This window comes from Eikenella glucosivorans (assembly GCF_016025525.2).
Taxonomy (GTDB): Bacteria; Pseudomonadota; Gammaproteobacteria; order Burkholderiales; family Neisseriaceae; genus Eikenella; species Eikenella glucosivorans.
In genome coordinates, this window is the sequence record NZ_JACSGR010000004.1 from 1 (window position 1) to 19,049 (window position 19,049).

29 protein-coding genes and 1 pseudogene are annotated in these 19,049 nt (G+C 58.0%); 7 read left to right on the forward strand and 23 right to left on the reverse strand.

The genetic code is table 11. The annotated features are described in order from the left end of the window. From H9Q10_RS12380 to rpmB, 5 genes and pseudogenes are all read right to left on the reverse strand, one after another. Window positions 1-61: pseudogene (locus tag H9Q10_RS12380) on the reverse strand (helix-turn-helix domain-containing protein); the annotation flags it as partial. Window positions 62-302: 241 nt separating this feature from the next. Continuing rightward, window positions 303-983 (reverse strand): lipoprotein-releasing ABC transporter ATP-binding protein LolD, encoded by a 681-nt coding sequence (lolD, locus tag H9Q10_RS05430; RefSeq protein ID WP_197903004.1) that lies wholly within the window; start codon window positions 981-983, stop codon window positions 303-305. Next, window positions 976-2,226 carry a lipoprotein-releasing ABC transporter permease subunit gene (locus H9Q10_RS05435; protein WP_197903005.1) on the reverse strand — a complete coding sequence of 417 codons (1,251 nt, stop codon included), beginning with the start codon at window positions 2,224-2,226 and terminating at the stop codon, window positions 976-978. Before H9Q10_RS05435 ends, lolD begins: the two co-directional genes overlap by 8 nt. 280 nt (window positions 2,227-2,506) lie before the next feature. Then, window positions 2,507-2,662, reverse strand: coding sequence for a 50S ribosomal protein L33 (gene rpmG, locus H9Q10_RS05440; protein WP_197903006.1), 156 nt, complete (start codon window positions 2,660-2,662; stop codon window positions 2,507-2,509). Window positions 2,663-2,685: 23 nt separating this feature from the next. Continuing rightward, complete coding sequence (rpmB, locus tag H9Q10_RS05445; RefSeq protein ID WP_197903007.1) at window positions 2,686-2,919, reverse strand: 50S ribosomal protein L28; 234 nt, start codon at window positions 2,917-2,919, stop codon at window positions 2,686-2,688. A 159-nt stretch (window positions 2,920-3,078) separates the two neighbouring features. Between rpmB and H9Q10_RS05450 the strand changes: the two genes are divergently transcribed. The 3 genes from H9Q10_RS05450 to H9Q10_RS05460 all read left to right on the forward strand — a co-directional run bounded on the left by H9Q10_RS05450 (window position 3,079) and on the right by H9Q10_RS05460 (window position 4,957). Further along, window positions 3,079-3,303, forward strand: coding sequence for a hypothetical protein (locus tag H9Q10_RS05450; RefSeq protein WP_197903008.1), 225 nt, complete (start codon window positions 3,079-3,081; stop codon window positions 3,301-3,303). Window positions 3,304-3,382: 79 nt separating this feature from the next. Then, complete coding sequence (locus tag H9Q10_RS05455) at window positions 3,383-4,132, forward strand: GNAT family N-acetyltransferase (protein WP_197903009.1); 750 nt, start codon at window positions 3,383-3,385, stop codon at window positions 4,130-4,132. Between the two features lie 21 nt (window positions 4,133-4,153). Then, window positions 4,154-4,957 (forward strand): lysophospholipid acyltransferase family protein, encoded by an 804-nt coding sequence (locus tag H9Q10_RS05460; protein WP_197903010.1) that lies wholly within the window; start codon window positions 4,154-4,156, stop codon window positions 4,955-4,957. A gap of 307 nt (window positions 4,958-5,264) precedes the next feature. Here H9Q10_RS05460 and dapE read toward each other — a convergent pair whose 3' ends face one another. From dapE to H9Q10_RS05550, 18 genes are all read right to left on the reverse strand, one after another. Next, entirely contained in the window at window positions 5,265-6,401 is a 1,137-nt protein-coding gene (dapE, locus tag H9Q10_RS05465) for a succinyl-diaminopimelate desuccinylase (RefSeq protein ID WP_197903011.1), read from the reverse strand. A gap of 181 nt (window positions 6,402-6,582) precedes the next feature. After that, window positions 6,583-7,068 carry a phage virion morphogenesis protein gene (locus H9Q10_RS05470; RefSeq protein ID WP_197903012.1) on the reverse strand — a complete coding sequence of 162 codons (486 nt, stop codon included), beginning with the start codon at window positions 7,066-7,068 and terminating at the stop codon, window positions 6,583-6,585. Then, window positions 7,061-7,276 (reverse strand): hypothetical protein, encoded by a 216-nt coding sequence (locus H9Q10_RS05475; RefSeq protein WP_049258200.1) that lies wholly within the window; start codon window positions 7,274-7,276, stop codon window positions 7,061-7,063. Before H9Q10_RS05475 ends, H9Q10_RS05470 begins: the two co-directional genes overlap by 8 nt. Continuing rightward, entirely contained in the window at window positions 7,276-8,181 is a 906-nt protein-coding gene (locus tag H9Q10_RS05480; RefSeq protein WP_197903013.1) for a phage head morphogenesis protein, read from the reverse strand. The genes H9Q10_RS05475 and H9Q10_RS05480 overlap by 1 nt, the downstream gene beginning before the upstream one ends. Beyond that, window positions 8,178-9,671, reverse strand: coding sequence for a DUF935 domain-containing protein (locus H9Q10_RS05485; protein ID WP_197903014.1), 1,494 nt, complete (start codon window positions 9,669-9,671; stop codon window positions 8,178-8,180). The genes H9Q10_RS05480 and H9Q10_RS05485 overlap by 4 nt, the downstream gene beginning before the upstream one ends. Before the next feature lies 1 nt (window position 9,672). Next, window positions 9,673-10,974: a terminase large subunit domain-containing protein gene (locus H9Q10_RS05490; protein ID WP_197903015.1), complete on the reverse strand. Its 1,302-nt coding sequence runs from the start codon at window positions 10,972-10,974 to the stop codon at window positions 9,673-9,675. Further along, window positions 10,971-11,522 carry a DUF3486 family protein gene (locus H9Q10_RS05495; protein WP_035574110.1) on the reverse strand — a complete coding sequence of 184 codons (552 nt, stop codon included), beginning with the start codon at window positions 11,520-11,522 and terminating at the stop codon, window positions 10,971-10,973. Before H9Q10_RS05495 ends, H9Q10_RS05490 begins: the two co-directional genes overlap by 4 nt. Window positions 11,523-11,524: 2 nt before the next feature. Next, window positions 11,525-11,830, reverse strand: a complete 306-nt coding sequence (locus H9Q10_RS05500) for a hypothetical protein (protein WP_009425424.1) — start codon at window positions 11,828-11,830, stop codon at window positions 11,525-11,527. Next, the gene (locus tag H9Q10_RS05505) at window positions 11,827-12,150 is read right to left on the reverse strand and encodes a membrane protein (protein ID WP_036495617.1); all 324 of its coding nucleotides are present in this window, start codon (window positions 12,148-12,150) and stop codon (window positions 11,827-11,829) included. Before H9Q10_RS05505 ends, H9Q10_RS05500 begins: the two co-directional genes overlap by 4 nt. A gap of 2 nt (window positions 12,151-12,152) precedes the next feature. Beyond that, window positions 12,153-12,362 carry a TraR/DksA C4-type zinc finger protein gene (locus H9Q10_RS05510; RefSeq protein WP_067527790.1) on the reverse strand — a complete coding sequence of 70 codons (210 nt, stop codon included), beginning with the start codon at window positions 12,360-12,362 and terminating at the stop codon, window positions 12,153-12,155. Continuing rightward, window positions 12,362-12,565, reverse strand: coding sequence for a hypothetical protein (locus H9Q10_RS05515; protein WP_064087582.1), 204 nt, complete (start codon window positions 12,563-12,565; stop codon window positions 12,362-12,364). The genes H9Q10_RS05510 and H9Q10_RS05515 overlap by 1 nt, the downstream gene beginning before the upstream one ends. Beyond that, on the reverse strand, window positions 12,549-12,950 hold the full coding sequence (locus tag H9Q10_RS05520; RefSeq protein ID WP_197903016.1) for a hypothetical protein: 402 nt from the start codon (window positions 12,948-12,950) through the stop codon (window positions 12,549-12,551). The genes H9Q10_RS05515 and H9Q10_RS05520 overlap by 17 nt, the downstream gene beginning before the upstream one ends. Next, entirely contained in the window at window positions 12,928-13,194 is a 267-nt protein-coding gene (locus tag H9Q10_RS05525; protein WP_009425429.1) for a hypothetical protein, read from the reverse strand. Before H9Q10_RS05525 ends, H9Q10_RS05520 begins: the two co-directional genes overlap by 23 nt. Then, a complete protein-coding gene (locus tag H9Q10_RS05530; protein ID WP_197903017.1) occupies window positions 13,187-13,462 on the reverse strand; it encodes a hypothetical protein in 276 nt (91 codons plus the stop codon). The genes H9Q10_RS05525 and H9Q10_RS05530 overlap by 8 nt, the downstream gene beginning before the upstream one ends. Continuing rightward, complete coding sequence (locus tag H9Q10_RS05535; RefSeq protein ID WP_197903018.1) at window positions 13,459-13,989, reverse strand: N-acetylmuramoyl-L-alanine amidase; 531 nt, start codon at window positions 13,987-13,989, stop codon at window positions 13,459-13,461. The genes H9Q10_RS05530 and H9Q10_RS05535 overlap by 4 nt, the downstream gene beginning before the upstream one ends. A 157-nt stretch (window positions 13,990-14,146) precedes the next feature. Next, a complete protein-coding gene (locus tag H9Q10_RS05540) occupies window positions 14,147-14,803 on the reverse strand; it encodes a thermonuclease family protein (RefSeq protein ID WP_197903019.1) in 657 nt (218 codons plus the stop codon). A 4-nt stretch (window positions 14,804-14,807) separates the two neighbouring features. After that, window positions 14,808-15,242 carry a helix-turn-helix domain-containing protein gene (locus H9Q10_RS05545; RefSeq protein ID WP_197903020.1) on the reverse strand — a complete coding sequence of 145 codons (435 nt, stop codon included), beginning with the start codon at window positions 15,240-15,242 and terminating at the stop codon, window positions 14,808-14,810. Between the two features lie 161 nt (window positions 15,243-15,403). Next, window positions 15,404-15,748, reverse strand: coding sequence for a hypothetical protein (locus H9Q10_RS05550; protein ID WP_197903021.1), 345 nt, complete (start codon window positions 15,746-15,748; stop codon window positions 15,404-15,406). A gap of 56 nt (window positions 15,749-15,804) precedes the next feature. Between H9Q10_RS05550 and H9Q10_RS05555 the strand changes: the two genes are divergently transcribed. The 4 genes from H9Q10_RS05555 (at window position 15,805) to H9Q10_RS05570 (ending at window position 19,048) form a co-directional block, all read left to right on the forward strand. Then, entirely contained in the window at window positions 15,805-16,032 is a 228-nt protein-coding gene (locus H9Q10_RS05555; RefSeq protein WP_009425435.1) for a DNA-binding protein, read from the forward strand. A 1-nt stretch (window position 16,033) separates the two neighbouring features. After that, window positions 16,034-16,330: a helix-turn-helix domain-containing protein gene (locus tag H9Q10_RS05560; RefSeq protein WP_197903022.1), complete on the forward strand. Its 297-nt coding sequence runs from the start codon at window positions 16,034-16,036 to the stop codon at window positions 16,328-16,330. A gap of 87 nt (window positions 16,331-16,417) precedes the next feature. Continuing rightward, a complete protein-coding gene (locus H9Q10_RS05565) occupies window positions 16,418-17,266 on the forward strand; it encodes a hypothetical protein (protein ID WP_197903023.1) in 849 nt (282 codons plus the stop codon). 3 nt (window positions 17,267-17,269) lie between these two features. Beyond that, entirely contained in the window at window positions 17,270-19,048 is a 1,779-nt protein-coding gene (locus H9Q10_RS05570; RefSeq protein ID WP_197903024.1) for a DDE-type integrase/transposase/recombinase, read from the forward strand. Window position 19,049 lies beyond the last annotated feature (1 nt).

Sequence of the window (19,049 nt, forward strand, 5' to 3'; positions counted from 1 at the left end):
AAGCCAGCCAGATGGCTTGGCGGTGGTGCGGGGTGAGTCGGGTATTTTTGTGCATGTTCATGTTTCAGTATTCTCCTAGAAATACTGTAAACAACGCTACTGATTTCTACACTTCAAGCTAGAGGCTACCTGAAAAAGTTTATTTTCTGTTTTTAGCTTCGCAGAAACTCAGCTTCCTTCGGAAACATCGTTTTAACTGCGTTGAAGCTGCGCTTTCAGGTAGCCTGACCTGAATTGTGCCCAAAACCAAGCCGCCGAAGGATGATTCCGTTCGGCGGCTTGGTTTGATGCGGCGGGCGGGCTCAGCCGCGCAGGCTGCCGTCGTCCATGGTGAGCACGCGGTCGAAGCGTTTGGCGAGCTGCTCGTCGTGGGTGACTACGATGAGGGCGGTGCCCAGCTCGCGTTTGAGTTCGAGCATCATGTCGAGCGCGTGGCTGGTGTTTTTGCGGTCGAGGTTGCCGGTGGGCTCGTCGGCCAGCAGGCAGTCGGGCTTGGTGACCAATGCGCGGGCGATGGCGGCACGTTGGCGTTCTCCGCCGGAAAGTTCGCCGGGGCGGTGCGTCATGCGGCTGCCGAGGCCGACTTTTTCTAGGATTTCGGCGGCGGCGGCCTGGGCTTCGGCCTTGCTGCGGCGCGCCACCAAGAGCGGCATCATCACGTTTTCCAGCGCGGAAAATTCGGGCAGCAGGTGGTGGAACTGATACACGAAGCCTAAGTGGCGATTGCGCAGCCGGCCGATGGCGAGCTGCGAGAGGCTGTTCAGGCCCTGGCCTTTGATGCTGACTTCGCCGCTGGTGGGTTTGTCTAGCCCACCGAGGATGTGCAGCAGGGTGGATTTGCCGCTGCCGGAGGCGCCGATGATGCCGATGCCTTCGCCTGAGGCTACCTGAAAATCCACATCGTGCAATACTTCCACTTTGAGGCTGCCGTCGTCGTAGGTTTTACCCACGTTGCGGCATTCGATTACCCATTCTTTATTCATAGCGCAGGGCCTCCGCGGGTTGGGTTTTGGATGCGCGCCAGCTCGGCAGCAGGGTGGCCACGAAGGAGAGGCCGAGGGAAATGCTCACGATGGCCAGTACGTCGGAAAGTTTTACTTGCGAGGGCATGTAGTCGATGAAATAGATGGCGGAGGTAACCAGCTTGCGCCCGGCCAGCTGCTCAATACCGGCCACGATGCCGCCCACGTTTAGCGCCACAGTGATGCCCAGCGCCACGCCGATGGCGGTACCGACCACGCCCAGCAGCGTGCCCTGCACCAGGAAGATTTTCATGATGCCGCGCGGCGGCAGGCCGAGCGTGCGCAGGATGGCGATGGCGGCCTGTTTTTCGGTTACAGTCATAATCAGCGTGGAAATCAGGTTGATGGAGGCCACCAGGCTGATGAAGAACATGATCACGAACATCATTTTTTTCTCCACTTCCACGGCTTGGAAATAGTCGCGGTTTTGGTAGGTCCAGTCGTAGGCGGCGATTTTGTCACGTTCTTCGGCAGGCACGATCATGGCGGTAACGTCCGGCACGGTTTCCGGCTGCGACAGGCGCAGCTGCACGCCCACATCGCCGTCGCCCGCGCGGTAGAGGGTTTTCGCGTCATCGATGTGGATGACGGAGAGGCTGTTGTCCACCGCGAAAATGCCGGTAGACACGGTGGCCACCACAGTAAACTGCTTCATGCGCGGCACCATGCCGATGGGCGTTACGTTGCCTTCGGGCGAAATCAGGGTAACCTTTTCTCCCGGCTGCACGCCCAGGCGGTCGGCAATGTCTTTGCCCAAAATCATTTCAAACTGGCCGGGATGAAGCTGCTGATAGAGCTCGTTGGGCAGTTTGCTGCCGTATTCGGACACTTTCGGCTCTTCGGCCGGGTCGATGCCTTTCACCTGCACGCCCTGCACTTCGCCGGAATTGGCCAGCAGCGCCTGCCCGCTCACATACGGTGCCACACCCAGCACGCGCGGATTGGCCTGAGCGATTTTAGCCAAGCTGTGCCAGTCGTCGCCAGGCTCGGCCTGCAGATAGTTCAGCTGCATATGCGGGGTAACTTGCAGTAGCTGGCCGCGGATTTCTTTTTGAAAGCCGTTCATCACGGAAAGCACCACAATCAGCGCGGTCACGCCGGTGGCGATGCCGAGGATCGAAATAATGCTGATGATGGACATCAGGCCGTTACGTTTTTTGGCGCGCATATAGCGCAGGCCGATCCAGGTTTCTAGGGAAAGCATGGTGGGATTTGCTCCGCAGGCTGCACGCGGCAGCCTGCAAGGTTTGGATTGTGCGGAAACTGCTGCAAAAGCGGCGGCATCGGGACAGATATTATTTTTCAGGTAGCCACAATGCGGCGCACAGTATACCGTTTATCGGATAGCGGGGTAGGGCAGATTGCACGCTGTGCCTTGAATTTGCCCGATTTAACGACGGTTTTACCGGACGCAGATGTAGAAAACTGCATCCTCTTGCTGGGCAGAGAATGCAGTGTCTCGGTGTGAAGCTCGGCCGAAATACTTATTTCAGCTTGGCTTCTTTGTAAACCACGTGTTTGCGGGCAACCGGATCGAATTTTTTGATTTCGAATTTGCCGGCCATGGTCCGCTTGTTTTTGGTGGTGGTGTAGAAATGGCCGGTACCGGCGCTAGATTCCAGCTTGATTTTATCGCGCATGACTCTGATTCCTTAAATGATGGTTAGGCTTCGCCGCGTGCGCGCAAATCGGCCAAAACGGCGTCAATGCCGACTTTGTCGATCAAACGCAAAGCTGCGTTGGAAACACGGATACGCACCCAGCGGTTTTCGCTTTCAACCCAGAAACGGCGCGATTGCAGGTTCGGCAAAAAACGGCGCTTGGTTTTGTTGTTGGCGTGCGATACGTTGTTACCGGACATCGGCCGCTTTCCGGTTACTTTGCAAACTCGTGCCATGGTTATTCTCCAAACTTCAAAAATATTAGATAGAAACGAAACTTGCTTTATACCATAGAAAAGATGCTTGGTTCAAGTTTTATCGCGATAGGGATGGTGTGAGAAACGCGGGAAGCCACACAATGGGACAGATTTGCCGTGTGGTCGGCAGGAGGGTATGTGCGCGGCATGGCTGCTGCTTTTTCAGGTAGCCTTATTGGGGCGGCTGGGTTGAATGCGGTGTGTGATGATTGCGGCGGGTTGCGCGGCTTGCTTGGAGGCTACCTGAAAAATGGTGAGCAAAAGGGAAACGGTTGGCTGGCTGTTGTCTTGAGTATGTTGCAAAACAGCCAGCCGAATTCGCGGCTTATGTTTGGTGTGGACTTTGTTTCTTGCGGCAGGTGAGCACAATTTGCTTGCCTCTTGCGCCGTGTGGCTTTACAGTTCGGCCTGTGCGAATGTAGCACGTTTTCCGGAGCAACCCATGCAACAGACAAAAGACCAAGAATGGCTTCTCGTAGACGGCGGCAGCCTTGAAGTGTCCGTTACCCGCGAAGCGGATGCCGTGGCGGAAGCGCAACGCCTGCGCTACGAGATATTCGGCCTGGAAATGGGCGCCGGCATCCACGGCGAAGACGGCCGCGACATCGACCGCTACGATGAATTCTGCCGCCACCTGATCGTGCGCGACAAAACCAGCGGCCGCATCATCGGCACCTACCGGCTGATTACCGAAGAAGCGGCCAAGGCGGCGGGCGGCTGGTATTCCGATTCCGAATTCGATTTGTCGCGCATCCGGCATATCTTGCCGAAAACGGTGGAGCTGGGCCGTGCCTGTGTGCATAAGGATTACCGCACCGGCGGCACCATTTCGCTGTTGTGGATGGGTTTGATCGGCTTTATGCAGGCGCATGGCCTGGAATACATGATCGGCTGCGGCAGTGTGCACATGGACGACGGCGGGGATTATGCCGCCAGCCTGTTCCACAAGCTGAAGCAGACGCATTATTCGCCGGAGGAATACCGCGTGTTCCCGAAAGTGCCGCTGCCGCTGGATCAGCTGCGGCAGGATTTGGACGTGGAGGCACCCCCGCTGATGAAGGGCTATCTGCGTGCGGGCGTGTGGATTTGCGGCGAACCGCATTGGGACAAGGATTTCGGCAGCGCCGATATGCTGGTGATGATGCCGATGAAAAACATCGATCCGCGTTATGCCAAGCATTTTGTGAAATAAATCAGGAAACAAGGTTAGCTGATGCGTAGGCTCAGACTGATTGCCAGGCTATTTGGGGTGGCCGCCATTTTGCTGTGGGGCTGCTTTCAGGTAGCCTTGTTTTTCGGCCGTGAAGATAAGGCGAAGCGCCAATGGCGTATTCGGCGCTGGTCGCGGCAGTGTATGAAGGTGTTCGGCGTGAACCTGACGGTGCACGGCGCGGAGCGGTTTTTTGCCGAGGGCGGCCAGTTTATGGTGGGCAACCATGTGTCGTGGCTGGATATTTTCCTGATTAATTCGGTGCAGGCCGTGCGCTTTGTGGCCAAACAGGAGGTGCGCGACTGGCCGGTGATCGGCTGGCTGGTGGAGCGGGTGGACACGGTGTTTATCAAGCGCGGCAGCCGGCAGTCTTCGCAGCAGGTGATGGAGGTGTTGCTGCAGATTTTGGCGGAAAAGGATTATGCGGTGGTGTTCCCGGAGGGGACGAGCACGGACGGTACGGGCATCAAGCCGTTTAAGAGCGGGCTGTTTGATACGGCGGTGGTGGGCAATCAGGCGGTGTGGCCGGTGTTGTCGTATTATCCGAATGCGGACGGCAGCCCGAATATCGATATGGCTTATTATGGCGAGATGAGCCTGTGGCAGTCGTTTTGCCGGATTTTGCCGCAGCGGCGCAGTGAGGCGGTGCTGTATTTCCTGGAGCCGATTGCGCCGCAGGGTAAAACGCGGCAGGAATTGTGTGCGGCGGCGCAGGCGCAGATTGCGGCCAAGCTGGCGGAGTTGCGCGGGGTGCCTCCGGAGAGTGTGGTGGCGGAGAAGGGGGCGGTGTTTGAGCACACGGCTTAGGGTGTTGTGATGTGGAAAGGCTGTTTCGCCGGAGGGCGGGGCGGCCTTTGGTATTTTGGGCGGGATGAGAATACTGCCTTTGTGGCAAGGCGTTGTGTTTGGTGAAACTTGCTCCGTTTGTTTTTCAGGTAGCCTCTTGGATGCGGGAGAGGCTACCTGAAAAGTGTTTTGTTGTGATGGGGTATATAGCGGATTCACAAAAATCGGGACGGGGTGAGCCAACGCGGTAGCGGTTTAAATTGAATCCACTATGTTTTCAGGTAGCCTGTGGCGGATGCAGGCTACCTGAAAATTTTTGCTTGCTGTGTCAATCTAATAGCAGGCGGCGGAGGATGTTTTCGTAGATGGCGGAGAGGCGGGGGATGGCGGCGAGCTCGATGTGTTCGTCGATTTGGTGGATGCTTTGGTTGACGGGGCCGAGCTCGATGAGTTCGCGGGCGATGGCTTTGATGAAGCGGCCGTCGGAGGTGCCGCCGCCGGTGGAGAGGGCAGCTTGGATGCGGCATTCTTCGGCAATGGCGGCTTGGGCGGCTTGGGTGAGGCGGCCGGCGGGGGTGAGGAAGGGCTTGCCGGAGAGCTGCCATTGGATGTCGTAATTCAGGCGGTGTTGCTGCAAAATGGCTTCTACGCGCTGTTGCAGGCTTTGAGCGCTGGATTCGGTGGAGAAGCGGAAGTTGAATTGGACGGACAGGCTGCCGGGGATGACGTTGGTGGCGCCGGTGCCGGCGTGGATGTTGGAGATTTGGAATCCGGTGGGGGGGAAATAGGCGTTGCCGCTGTCCCAGTGTTCGGCGGTGAGCTGGGCGAGGGCGGGGGCGGCGAGGTGGACGGGGTTGGCGGCGAGGTGGGGGTAGGCGATGTGGCCTTGTTTGCCGTGGATGGTGAGGTTGCCGGAGAGGGAGCCGCGGCGGCCGTTTTTGATGGTATCGCCTAGGGTGTGTTCGGCGGTGGGTTCGCCGACGATGCAGTAGTCGATGTGTTCGCCGCGGGCGCGCAGGGTGTCGACGACGCGGGTGGTGCCGTCGCGGCCGTCGCCTTCTTCGTCGGAGGTGATGAGGAGGGCGAGGCTACCTGAAAAATGGGGGTGGGCGGCGGTAAAGCGTTCGCAGGCGGTGATGAAACAGGCGATGCTGGTTTTCATGTCGGCGGTGCCACGGCCGTAGAGTTTGCCGTGGCGTTCGGCGGGTTGGAAGGGAGGGGAGGTCCATTCTTCGAGGGGGCCGGGTGGGACGACGTCGGTGTGGCCGGCGAAGCAGAGCAGGGGGGTACCGCTGCCGAGCCGTGCCCAGAGATTGCGGGTGTGGCCGAAGGGGAGCGCTTCGATGGTGAAGCCGATGGCGCGCAGGCGCTCGGCGATGATGTCTTGGCAGCCGTGGTCGTGTGGGGTGATGGAGGGCTGGGCAATGAGTTGTTTGGCGAGCTGGAGGGTGGCGGTGTCGGTCATGGCGGAAGGGTGTGGTTGGATTGGGGAAGGCTGGGTTATATGAAACCCAGTGAGATAAATATAAGGGGTCTGTGAGATAAATGGGATTAAGTTGGATGAGGATGGATGAAGGGGGATAGGAAATTTGTAACAACGTTGCACTGGGTGCAACAAAATGGAGCGGGCGGATTTGCCCGCTTTTTTATTTTCGGACACCCTGTGCCAAAGCATCGAGGGCGACATCCAGAAGGCGTGATTCGGCGCCGGCCTGAAGTGTACCGCCTTTGCTCATCGGCAGGTAGGGGCGTGCCGGGATTTTGACTTGTTTGACCCTGCGGAAGCCGTCGCCGACTTTGAATACAAGATAGGGTTTGTTTTTGGCTTTGATGGTGCCGCCGAACTGGTGGATGGCGGCGTAGGGTTTGTTGGTGCCGATGCGGGCGAAGTTGCTGCCAGAGGCAGTGTGGATGCTGGCGGCCAGCTGCCCGCTCTTTTGCAGGATTTTGCCGCCGCGCGCATTGTCCGGCCATTTTTTGCCGCCCCAGCTTTCGTGGGCGAAGTTGTCTTCGGTGATGCTGAGCAGTTCGGCGGCAATGGCTCGCATCATCGGGTGCGGGTGGCGGGCATTGTGCAGCAGCTGCCCGAGGCCGCGTTTCAGGTCGCTGTCGTCCAGGCTGATTTCAAGCATCGTCTTCCTCCCCGAGTGCGCGTTCTAACAGTTCGTAGTTCAACACCTCGGCCAGCCCCTGCATGATGACGAATGCCTGATGTCCGTCCAGACGGACGGTCAGGCCGTTATAGCTCAATAAAATGGAACTCAAATCGTATGCACGGTCGACTTGTACATCGCCGCTATGCTCGTCATCGGGATTCCAGTCTAGATACACCATAGCCATCACCCCCTCAATAATTGCAGCACCCAAGCCAATTGGGCGACATTGAGCGAGGATTTGAAACGCTCGTTGCCCATCATCTGCCGCAGCGCCACACGGGCAATATCAGGATGGGCGGCCTGCGCTTTGTCCACTGCCACCGAAGCCATGCGCGAGAGCATGGCTTTGCCTTGGTTGGCATTGAAGCCGGCATTGGGGGCGACGAACTGTCCGTTGATGCGGATGCCGGTGCGCCGGGCATGTCGTTCTTCGCCGGTATATTGGTTGACACCGATGTCCACGGTTTGGGTTTCCAGCTGCGGGCTGGGTTTTACCCGGTCTGCCCCACGGCTGCGCGACAAGGGTCGAACCCGGCAGCGGCAGCGGTAGTCCAAGGGCGGATACAGGCTGTCCCACACCGGGTCATCGGCGGCATAAACGCTGCCGTTCAGCAGGCGGTGGGTTTCGCGGGTGCGCTCGTCGTTGACCGCCACATACTCCCAATAGGGATGGGTGTCGGCCGCACCCATCATCTCGGCATAGCGTCCGGCCATATAGGCCGACTGCATATTGGTCAGGTAGATGGTTTTCAGGCGGTGCGGGCTGCCCAGGCGCACGGTCTGGATTTCGCCCGTGTCCGGGTGCGGCACGTCCTGCCTGCCCCACCAGCCTTTGGCCTGCAATACCGGCGTCAGCTGCTCGCCGAACTGCTCCAAGGTCTGCCCGCTTTCGGCGGCTTTAACCACGGCAGCATAGATGTCCGAAACCACATCCATGCCGGCGGTTTTGGCCACGGTGAAGGCGGTGGCGTGCGCATCATCCAGCATATCCTGCCAGTCCCACGATACGTTGATGCCTTTCTGCTGCAGATAGGCCACGGCGGCTTCGGGCTGCATGTCGAAGATAGTTTTAATGTCTTCAGGATTCATTCGGCCAGCTCCTCAGCAGCTTCCACTCTGCCGACCAGTTCGGCCAGGAAGATTAAGCGTGCCAATTCCTCTTGAAGCGCGGCATCATCCATATTCGGATAAGCGGCGGTCAGCCTGTCCAGTACCGCTTCGGGCGTGGCCGCCCCCTGTTTCAGGCTGCCAATCAAGATATCGGTTAATGCCTGCCCCTGTGCGTCAAGGCTGCCTGAAAGAGGGGCGAGGGCGTCGATGACCAAGCCGGCATCGGCAGCCGGCCGGTGTTCGGCGAAGTCGGCCAAAGGTGACGCCGGCGTCGCATTTGTCGGAGAGGCTACCTGAACAATATCGTCATCGCTCAGGTTGTAGGCGCGTTTCCAGTAGCTTTCGGATAATCTGACACCGCAGCCGGTCAGGATTTGGTCGCGTTCGGCCAAGGTCTTGTCGCCTGCTTCTTCGGTATACAAGACAAATTGCGGGCGCGGGGTGTCGGCGGCGAAGTTGAAACCGCAGATCCAGTCGATGAGCTGGTTCAGGCAGCCTTCGACGATGCGGCAGTCGTTGTCCCGAATATCCTTGGTTACCTCCAAACCGGCGGTGGCGCTGGCGTGGGTGCTGTCTTTCTCGGTGGTCTGGTCTTGGCCGAGCAGCGCAATGGCGATTTCGGAGCGGCAGTAGCGGATAAATCGATCGTACACATCGGCACTGCCCTGCTTGCCCGCCGCCTCTTTGATTTCGACGCTGCTGTCATCGGGAATGGTGGCCACCGAGTTGCCGATTAGCTGTTCCAGCGCATCCAGCAGGCGGTCGGTGTCTTGGTCGGTATTGCTGCGCGGCTCGCGACCGATGATCCACGGCGCGCCGAACTTCTCCGAGAACTCCGCCCAGAATTTCAGCCCGCCGCGTTTGAAGATGGTCGGCCAGTAGATGCAGGACAAATCGCCGATACCGTATGGGTTGATGTAGCTGGCATTGTGGGTCGGGCACAGGAATTTGAAGGCCGGTACCGGTTCGTCATTCAGGCTGCCTGAAAGGCGGAAGCGCAGCTGCCCGTCTTGGTCGAACTGAAACCACTCCTGCGGTTTGGCCACGATTTCGGCCGGCAGCCACAGGCTGCCCCGCTGCCAGATGATTTCCAAGGGCTGATAGCCGTACAGGGTGGCATCTAGGATTTGGTTGATCAGGCGGTACAGGTCAAAACCGGAGAACAGCTCGGCGATGGTGTCGCAGACCGTGTCAGGCACACCGTTGGCTTCGATGCGCCATTCCATACCGGCCACCGCCGACTTTCGGCGGCGCACATGGCCGGCGACAATCGGGTCGGACAGCAGCTCGCGGTAAACCGAGATGTCGCGCCCGAGCTTTTTCAACACGGGGTCGGGATTGGGCAGATAGCCGCCGAAGCCGCCGATGCCCCAAAAGCGTTGGGCAACGGCGAGGTGGGCGGTCAGGTCGGCGGGTTGGAGGGTAACCGCGCCGTTGGCGGTTTTGAGTTTGAAGTGGGGTTTGGCCATATCAGTATCCTCGGGTTAAGGGGCTGCGGCGGCGGATTTTACGGCTGGCCACACGTACCGGGCCGGTCTCACCGTCGGCTGCATTGAGGGCAAGAAAGCACGCCCAAGTTCGGTCGGCGTGACCGTTGGCGTCGGATTCGGCCACAAAGCGCGGTGCACCGGTGGCGGAGGTGGTTTTTTGCAGCTTGTGCAGGTCGCTGCGCAGGTGTTGGTCGATAGGGATACGGATTTTCTTATCTTCGAAGGCCTCTTTGCCGATGGTGGCCAGCGCCAGTTTGGAAGCGGTATTGAACAGCACGCCTTCCACCCGGCTCTCGCCGTGGCGGCGTTGCGCGTCTTCCACCGGCTTTTCGCCCATGCCGGTTTTATCCATGCAGCAGCGCAAGACGCGGTAACGTTCGAACACTTCGTCCAGCAGGGCGTCCTGCTCGGCGAAGCTGGCACGGCGGCGGGTAATCAGTTCGCGCGTCCACATCACGTCGCCCACCTGCTCCAACACCCAAATCACAAATAGGTCGTTGCGGATGCCGATATCGACGCCGACATAACAAGGATTACCGGTGTAGTTTTCAGGTAACCCGGCCTGCTCATCTTCCACCCCGTGAATCAGATCGTAGGACAGCCAGGCACTGGCCTCGTCCAGCCATTGCAGCTCAAACTCCTGCGCCCAGGCATCGTCATCGTTCAGGCCGGCCTTCAGCTGTTCGATATCGCGTGGCAAACCGTCGGCCACTGCCTGATGGATATCGACGATGTGGCGGCTCCATTCCTTATTCTTTTCGTCGGTAACCAGCTCGTAGAATTTGTTGCCCTTGCCGTTCGGCGTGGAAACCACGCGCAGCTTCCAGCCGGCAGAGATGACCGGGAACAGCGCCTTCCAGATTTCGCGGCTGTCTTTATGGAAGGCGAACTCGTCGAGAAACACATTGGCCGAGAAGCCGCGGGCGGTGTCGGGATTGGCGGGCAGCGCGGTAATCTTGCTGCCGCCGGGCAGCACCACTTCTAAGGCATTGGTGGTGGCGTCGAACGGCACCTGCATCACTTCGCAGGCCACGCCGGCCGCTTCCAGATGGCGTTTCACGCCTTCGTTCATTGCTTCTTTAGCCTGCCGTTCACCACGTGACAGGATAACCCAGCGCGTGCGTTTGCCTTGCGATTCCGCATCTAAGCAGTCCAATACAATTTCCAGCGTGGTGGTAAAGGTTTTGCCCGTCTGGCGGGCAAACATACCGACTTTGAAGCGGCTGTGGTCGGCCAGCCAGCGCTGCTGGTAGGGATAGAGGGTTAAGGCCGGCTGTGTCATGAAAACACCCCGTATACTTCCTGCCTGATGCGCTTAAGCGTTTCCGGGTCGAGGCCGCTGTCCTGCTTGGCCGATTCGGCTTCGAGCGCAGCAAACTTAGCATCCATCTTCTCTTTCAGGTTGCTCTGCCATTGCTTCAGGCGGGTGCTGGCCGAAGTGAGTGCCGAAATCTTTTTGGCTGCCTCCGACATCATGCCGAAGCGGTCAACCACATTCAGTTCGGTATCCGGTATCTCGCCAATGGCGACCAATGCATCGAACAGCTCAGTCTGCAACATCGCCATCAGGGCTTCGGAACGGGTGTCGCCTTCATCGGATGCGCCCTCGGCAATCAGACGGGCGGCTTCGGTGCTGGCCTTGATGCTGGCAAATCGGCGCTCGACCTTTTGGCCGTAGCGGTGTACGGCCGCACGGCTGATTTCGTAACCCTGTGCGTTCAGCCATTCGGTCAGCTCGGTATAGTTGCCGAACGCATTGGCCGCCAGCCGGCGTTCGAACTCGTGGCGGACATCGTCCGGCAATAGGGCAATGGTACTGCGGCGTGCCATGATCAGCCCTCCCAGTATTTGTCCGGACGGGCGATGCCGGGCTGGCAGTCGATGGTGTATTCGGCCAAGTCCACACCGAGCCGGGTCAGGTCGGCAAACCACATGCCGGCGGGCTGCTTGGTCAGATCGATCAGGCGGCGGTCGCTCAGATATTCGAGCTGCTGGCGCAGCTCCAATGCGGTGGCATCGGGATAAATGCCGCGCATCACGTCCAACAGAAACACTTCGCTGGAGGTGTACGGCCGGGCTTTGTTCAGGGTGTTGATCAGATGCCAGCGCATCCCTTCCCTGCGGGCTTTATCGTTCATTTCTTTTGGCTTTCTATTTTGTACAGGTCGGTTAGTGTGTGCTGGATGCTGTCCATCTTGGCTTCCAGCACGGCTTGGTTGCGGATATAGTCTTCGCGCAGAACATACTTTTCCGGCAGGATGGCCTTTTGCTCGGCGAACTGGTTGTCCATGCTCTCCAGCTTTTGCCGCATGGTCTCAAACTGCCGCTGCCGCTCGGCCTGCTGGTTTTGAAACTGCGCCAACAGCATCTTGCCGAAGCCCCAGCACACGCCGAGGAAAGAGAGCAGGAAACCGACCAGCTGCCAGAACTCAATGCTGATAAAGGTTTTGTTTTCCATCATTAGGGGTATCCGATTTCTTGGTATGCCTGGCAGCCCACGCAGCGGGTACAGCCGGGGACGGCCAGGCGGCGACGTTTGGGGATGCGGGCGCCGCAATCCACGCAGTACAAGAGCGAGGTGGCGGCCGGATTTTCAGGTAGCCTGATTTGGCGTAGTGCCTCCTCTCGCGCCAGCTCCTCCTGCTGGGTGGCTCTGTCTGAAATATCCATTACTGCTTGCTCCGATACCATTCCTGCCACCCGCGCACTTGGGTGTCGCGTTTGCCGCACCATGCGCCGTAGTCGGCGGCGTGATTGAGCAAATCGGTGGGGCTGCCCGATACCGGCGGCGCCGGGCGCGGATGCTCGGCCAGCAGTTCGGCAGCGGCGGGCGGCAGCACCGGGCGCTCCACCACCTTAATCGGTGTAGCCAAGGGCTTGTTTGTAGAGCTGCAGGCTGCCAGTGCCAAGGCCGCTATAACAACGGCCGCTGCTTTGATCGTTTTTGACTGCATTCGCTATCTCCTGTTTGATGCGTGTGGTTTGGGTGTCCAATTGACGGGTGGTTTCAGCCAGCTTGGCCGATTGCTGCTGTGCGAAGTCGTGCCACTTCTGTTTTTCCGCGCTGACTTCGGCCAGCTTGGCGCTGTAGGCTTGTTCGGCGGCCAGCGCCTGCTCGGTATGGCGCTGCTGCAGCTGTGCGATTTCGCCGCGATAGATACGGCGTGCGTGGGTGTAGCCCGCACCGTATACGCTGGCCAATGTCAGGCCGATGCCGAGTGCGTACAGCAAAGATTTATTCGTCGGTAGCATCCACATTTTGATCTCCCTGTTGTTTGATCTGTTCCAGCTGCGGGATGATGGATAGGCCGCGCTTGATGAGGGCATAACCACCCACAATGCAGCCGTAGCTCCACCACATCCACTCCACCGGTTCGGGTGCCATGACAAATTTGTAGGTCATCACGGTATAGGCCACATTCGCCCACACCTTGGTGTGGCTGGCTTGGCCGGTAGACGGGTTGGTAAAGGCGCCGGCAAGCCAGTTTTTAAGGCTATTCATGGCGGCTTTTCTCCTGCTGCTCGACCCAAGCGCGGAATTCATCCCATGAATTAAAGGTAAGCACCCGCTTAAGTTGACCGAACAGCCAGCTGAATATTCCAACGATGAACATTAAGCCGCTGACAAATGTCCACCATGTCGAGCCCCGGCTGATGTAGATGCAGAAGGCCAGAATAGAAAGGGTAAACAAGTTGCGCAGAATATTAACCAACAGGCTCTCGGTTGCATCGAACACAAAGAATTTCCCGTCTTTAGAAGTGATTTTCATGATTGAACCTCTTCGGCAATGGCGTTAGCGATGGCGCGGCAGATGCTCCATTTGGTTTGCTTCCATTGGGCTAAGTCCGCGTCGTTGGAAATAAAAAACGGCTCGAAGATGATGCCGCCGGCTTGGGCGTAGGCTAAGCGGCTGTGCTGGCCGGCGTTGTCGGGCTTATAACCGCCCTCGCCGCGCAGTTTCCAGCCGCTGATGTCGGCCACGGCTTGACAGAGCCGCTGGCAGGCGGCTTTGTTTTTTGGGGTGGATAAGGCTTCAATGCCTGTCGCGGTTTTATTGAGTGCCGCGTTGGTGTGGAACTCGACGGCCAGGCGGCTGCCTTTGATGAGTTTGACTGCCTCTCGCAAAGGCAGATTGCCCTTGCCCTCACCGTCGGTTTTAACCTCCAATCCGTGGTCGGTGCGGAGGATAGAAGCGACGATGTTGCGCATGTCTTGCGCGATGTCGGCCTCGCGGTCGCTGCCGTTGACGGCGCCGGGGTCGGTGTTACTGTGTCCTGCGGTAATGGTGATATACATAAGAAAATCCCTGCATCAAATGATGCAGGGATTCTGCGCTGGAAGCTGTCCACGGTCTTTTAAAACGTTTTCAAAAATACGTTCGCCGCCGCTTCTAGGATGGTATCAGAAAAATTCGTCCAATGTCTTTTAATTCATTTTCCGAAAATGCGGGAAATCAACGGCACAGGCTTTCACAAGGGACGCCGTCGCCGTCGCGGTCAAGGCGGCCTACGCCGCATTGCCTGAGATAGAAGCGGGCTTCAGCGCAGCTGGTCATTTCGCGGCAGAAGCGTTTGCCGTTGCAAGCGAAGCCGCCCTGATTATTGCGGCGCGGTTCATGCGGTGGCAGGATTTGCCGTGATACCGTGCCGGCACGGCGACCATGCCGAAACTCGCTGGGGTAAATGGGGTTGGGCTCCGACCATAACCCACGGCTGGCGCGGCGCGCCTGCTCTTCCAAGCGCAGATATTCGTTATCCCGCACATATTCGCGGTATGCCCAAGCATAGCCGCTCCGCACCATCTCTTTATTGACATTCAGGCTACCTGAAAATACCTCTGCAATAGTGCGCCCGTATTTATCCAAACCCTCGGTTCGGAGCTGCACCTGCCTGCCGTGCACCAAAGACGACAGCTTCCGTTTGGCTGCCTGCCCGAAGGCCTGGCCTTTTTCAGGGGCGTCGATTTGGTTCAGGCGCACTTTAATCTGCTGATTGCCCGCAGCCAGGCAAGTCAGCGTATCCCCGTCGGACACTCCGACCACCCGGCAGGAAACGGTTTGGGCGGCCGCCATTAACGGCAGCAGCAAAACAGCTATCAGCAAAGCTCTCATCTCTTCATCCTACTTTATTTTTCGCAAGTGCCGCGATTGCCGCCATCGCTTTGGCTGCATCCTCAATCGCATTCTGCCCCTGCTCGTTGGCCGAACGGAAATCTTCCAACAACTGCCTTTCGCGCTCGTTTAACGGCGCTTCCACATGATAAGCCCCTTGAGGCTCGCGCAGCACGGCAGCCGCCGGGGCTAATTTTACCGATGCCGGCGGCGTAGTGCTCACAAAGGGTTCGCCTATCCCTGTCAGCAGCCAGTTTAGATTTATACGCAATCGCGTACAAATTTCCGCCAAGCCCTCCGCATTCGGTGTTCTCGTCCCATTTAGGTAACTTTGTGCAGTCCGATAAGGAAAGCCTGTAGCAGCTTGAAAATCCTTTGGTTTATCTATTCCTAATTGTTTGCAAGCAAGCAGCAGTCTAGATTTTATACGCGATTGCATCAAAAACCTCTTTACTTTATACGCAAGTGTGTATAATATACACGCAACACCACAGTTAAAACCAATCCGACACAGAAAAGGACGAAAAATGACCGAACAAGAATTGCGTCGAATCATACGTCAGGAAATCCAAGCGGCCTTGAGCCGGAAAAGAAAGGCTTTTATCCGGCTGGCTTCCCGGCAGCGGCAACTTCGGATTGAACATTTCCGGCACTCTCTCGAACAAGCTTGGCTGTCGCTAAGAGGCGTTCCAAAGCGTAGACCTTATTAGAATCAATCGGAGAATCCGCCTCCGCCGCCTCTTTTATTTTCTGTTGATGGACGGTTTCCATTCCGGACGTGATTTCATCAAAGAAAAGGGGAGACTGCAAACGGATGGCGAGGCAAATGGGATAGAACACCAAGTCGAGACTCCCAATACGGTCATTTAACCCATCTATCCGGCGGTACAGCTCGGCAATATGTTCTTCGGCAGTAGAAAACCCAGGGGCATTGTCGATATGCATGGCGCGGGACTCCTTGGAATAAACGATTAGCACAGATTAACACAGGTAGGCACTAAATGAGTAAGCAACATGACAAATTTCTGCCGCTGCCCTATCCGCAGACAACACAGTCGGCACAGCGGTACTTCGTGCGGCACGGCATCAACCGCAGCGCATGGGCAAGATATTTCGGCTTCGAGCGTACGGTAGTGGAGCACCTGCTGCGCGGCCAACTGAAAGGCCGGCGCGGCATGGCGCACGAGGCGGCGATTAAATTGGGACTGAAAGAGCAACCGGAGGATTGATATGGCAAGTGGTAAAGGCACGCGGATTTTAAAAGTATTTAAGGCACTAAAAGCCCATCCGATTATCGGCATCAGCAATAAGGAGATTGCTGACAGCCTTGGTATTTCGCCGGTGTATGTGAGTCGAGATCTGAATGATTTGATTGAGGAAGGACTGGTGATGAAGCTGGACAACGGCAATTTCGCCTACAGCATGCGCACTCTGCAAATCGCAGAGCGGTTCAGACAGCAGCATGATCAGCTGCAGGAACGGCTGAAAGAAATAAGCTATCGGTTGGAAGCCGGCAGCCGATTTTAAGGGTTGAAAACGGTCGCTGGCGACCGTTTTGGCAAAAAGTTGAAATTTGAAAACGCTCGCCAGCGAGCATTTTGGGAAGGATGAAAAATGACACCGGAAGTTGAATTTTTGGATGCCGAGCCGTCGAAACCGGAACAGGCCGCGATGATACACAGCAGCGAAATCATGCGGCTGTGGGCGGACGGCGAAGTCTATGACGAAAAGGTCTTTATCGAACGCGGGCGGCTGAAATTCAGGGAGGCACAAGAGGCATTTTTTGAATTCGGCAGGGTGCTGGTGGTGCTGAAAGAGCATATGCCGCACGGTAAATTCCAGGCAACAGTAAAGAGTGAGTTTGGTATTTCCCCCGAATCCGCCCGCAAGATGATTCAGGCAACCGTGAAATTCTGCTCGCCGCAACTGCTAAAAGCCCAACCGAAACTGCTCACGCTGGGGAAATCCAAATTGTTTGAATTGATGACGGAGGATGACGAGGACTTGCAGGAGCTGGCCGACGGCGGTTCGATAAACGGTATGACCCTAGATGACATTGACCGCATGACCCGCAACGAACTCCGCGCCGCCCTGCGCGAGAGCCGCGAAACCGCCGAGGCCAAAGACAAAATCATCGCCGACAAAAACAAGAAGGTGGACGAGCTGGCCGAGAAACTGGCCAAGAAGCAGACGGGCAAAGAGCCGAGCCCCGAAGACGTGGGCAGCGAGCTGACCATGCAGCTCTCCAGTTTGGAAGTGGCCGCCCGCAGCGACTTGAGCCGCTTTGCCGAGGTCTTCGAACAGATGCTGGCACACGGCGAAGCCAACGGCTACGACCACCGCCCGCAGATGGTGGCGGCCATCAACCAAATCATCCGCGATGCCGAAACCCTGCGCGAACGCTTTACCCTGCCGCAGGAAGCACCGACCAACGCCAAGCCGGAATGGCTGGACGGGGAGTAAACCATGAACCCTGCATTGACCGAGAAACTGGCTGCCGTGGCCGCTCATGCAGCCACCCTCGGCCACGGCGAGAAGGCAGGCTACCTGAAAAGTCAGGCGGCCGAGCTGGGCATCAGCGTGGCCACGCTGTACCGCAAACTGGAAGCGGTCAGTGTGAAGCCCAGCCGCAAACGGCGCAGCGATGCCGGCCGCTCGGAATTAAGCCTGCACGAGGCACAGCTGATTTCGGCCGTGCTGATGGAGGCGATGCGGCGCAACGGCAAACGGCTGATGTCGGTCGCCCGTGCGGTGGAGATGCTGCGCGCCAACGGCAAAATCGATGCCGCCCGCGTGGATGAGGAGACGGGCGAGGTGCTGCCCTTGTCCGAGAGCACGGTTACCCGCGCCCTGCGCGAATACAAGCTGCATCCCGACCAACTGCTGCAGCCCGCGCCGGTGAACCGCATGAAATCGGAGCACCCGAACCACTGCTGGCAAATCGACCCCAGCCTGTGCGTGCTCTACTACCTGCCGCGCAGCGGCGAGGACAGCGGCCTGCGGGTAATGAAGCAGGAAGAGTTCTACAAAAACAAACCGAAAAACGTGGTCAAAATCGAAAACGACCGTGTGTGGCGCTACACCGGCACCGACCACGCCAGCGGCACTATTCTCGCCCGCTACTACTTCGGTGGCGAGACCAGCGCCAACCTGTGCGACTTCTTTATCTTCATGATGCAGGAGAAGGCGGACATTCTGAAAGACCCGTTCCGCGGCGTGCCGCGCATGGTGATGCTCGACCCGGGCAGTGCGAATACCTCAGTAGCGTTTAAAAACCTGTGCAAGTCGCTGGACGTGCATGTGCAGATCAACAAGCCGGGCAACCCGCGCGCCAAAGGACAGGTGGAAAAAGGCAACGACATTGTGGAAACGGCGTTTGAAAGCAGCCTGCGCTTTACCGAGGTGCACGACATCGGGCAGCTGAACCGACTGGCCGAACGCTGGATGCGTTACTACAACGGCACGCAGATTCACAGCCGGCACGGCCTGACCCGCTATCAGGCATGGAACAAAATCAAGGCCGAGCAGCTGATTCTACCGCCGCCTGCCGACTACTGCCGCGAGCTGGCCGTTTCCGCACCGAAAGAAGCCAAGGTGTCGCCCGATCTGGAAATCCGCTTCGGCGGCCGGGTGTACAGCGTGAAAGACATCAAGGGCGTGCTGGTGGGGCAGAAACTGCTGGTGGCCAAAAACCCGTGGGAGCCGACCGGCGCACGTATCGCCACTTACGACAGCGAAGGCAACGAAATCTGGCAGGCGGTGCCGGAGGTGGTGTTCGACGAGATGGGCTTCAGAGCCGATGCCGCCGTCATCGGTGCGGAATACAAAGGGCAGGCCGACACCATCGCACAAAGCCACGCCAAGGAACTGGACAAGCTGGCGATGCAGACCGACACGCTGGAAGCGGCAGCGGCCAAACGCAAAGGCAAGGCGGTGCCCTTCGGCGGCGAAATCGACCCGTTCAAACATCAGGAAGACACGCTGGCCGCCGCCAACACCCTGTATATGCCCAAGCAAGGGCAACAGATGGCCTACAACACGATGGAAGTGCGCGAGCAGGTGTTGAGCAAGGTCGAGCTGGCCAAGCTGTTAAAACCGCGCATCGAAGCGGCCGGCGGCAACTGGGGCGAGGCGGTAAAAACCCTGCAACGGCTGTACCCGGACGGGGTGGCCGCCAGCCAGATCGAAGAAGTATTCGGCCGCCTGAAAACCGCAGGCAGCCTGCGGATTGTGAAAGGGGCATGAG